The sequence below is a fragment of the Hydrogenophaga sp. FG152 genome, assembly GCF_057809615.1.
In genome coordinates this window covers 1-1,249 of the sequence record NZ_JBMDKH010000044.1, presented here as the reverse complement: position 1 = coordinate 1,249, position 1,249 = coordinate 1, and the positions used below count along the sequence as shown (strand labels likewise).

The 1,249-nt window shown below is 69.9% G+C and carries 1 protein-coding gene and 1 pseudogene; both read left to right on the top strand.

The features are described 5' to 3' along the window. The first annotated feature begins 276 nt into the window (after window positions 1–276). On the top strand, window positions 277–1,011 hold the full coding sequence (locus ACODTB_RS25770; RefSeq protein WP_488929878.1) for a Crp/Fnr family transcriptional regulator: 735 nt from the start codon (window positions 277–279) through the stop codon (window positions 1,009–1,011). Between the two features lie 7 nt (window positions 1,012–1,018). Further along, window positions 1,019–1,249 (top strand): annotated as a pseudogene (locus ACODTB_RS25765) (hypothetical protein); the annotation flags it as partial.

Here is a 1,249-nt window from a genome sequence, read left to right as displayed (position 1 = left end):
ATGCCGGCCCAGGTCGTGGTCTGCCAGATGCCGTATTCCTTCTCGCGCATCGCCGCACCCTCCGGGTGGCTTTGCGCGTGGCCCAGCAGCAGCCGGGGGAACGTGTGTTGCATGCGTGTCTCCTGAGGCCGGCGCCGTGGCGCCGGTGCTTGAAATGTCCCGGTTGAGACATTCCGTTCTGCTGCGCATGGTAGGCCTTCGTTTGACGTTATGTTGTCGGTTCGACGACAATCTCGGGTCAACCCTCCTAGGACTTTCCCTAGACCATTCCCACCCATGAGCGCTTTGACCTCCCGCCGTTCCGGCACCGTTCTGCGCGACCGCGCCCGCCCGCCCACGCAGGAGGAACTGGCCGAGATTCCCTGGCTGAAAAGCCTCACGCCCACCGAGCGCGAGCGCGCCGTGGCCGCGCTGGTGGTGGGCGACGCCGAGGCGGGCGACCACATCTGCCGCTTCGGCCGCCCGGTCACCTACTGGTTCGGCCTGGTGGATGGCCTGCTCAAGATGAGCAACGACGATTCGCAGGGCCCGGTGATCACCTTCACCGGCGTGGCGCCGGGGGGGTGGTTCGGCGAAGGCACGGTGCTCAAGCACGAGCAGTACCGCTACAACATCCTCGCCCTGCGCCGCAGCCGCGTGGCCGGCCTGCCGGTGGAGACCTTTGACTGGCTGCTGGACCACTCGATCGGCTTCAACCGCTTCGTGATGCACCAGCTCAACGAGCGCCTGGGCCAGTTCATTGCGGCGCGCGAGATCGACCGGCTCAACAGTCCCGACCTGCGCGTGGCGCGCAACCTGGCTTCGCTGTTCCACCCGCTGCTCTCGCCCAACGTGGGCGGCGTGCTGCGCATCACCCAGCAGGAGCTGGCCTACCTGGTCGGCCTCTCGCGCCAGCGCGTCAACGAGGCGCTGACCACGCTGGCCGCCAAGGGCTGGATCCGCGTGGAATACGGGGGCCTGCGCGTGCTCGATCTGGCGGCCTTGCGCTCCGGTACTTTGGATGAGGGATGATCCCCCCATGACGACCGACAAACCCGCCGCCCGCACGCTCAAGCTGAAACCGGGCGCTGCCAGCAAGACCCCCTCCGATCCCTACGCCCCGCGCCGCGCCCCGGTGCGCCCGCCCGGCCCGGCGCGCGCCAAGAGCGTGTCGGCCTCGGCGCCCAAGCCGCCGCGCGAACCTTCGCCCGGGTACGGCGGCCCGCGCGGTGGCCCCGAGGGGTCGCGCGGCGAGCGCCCGGCCCCGCGC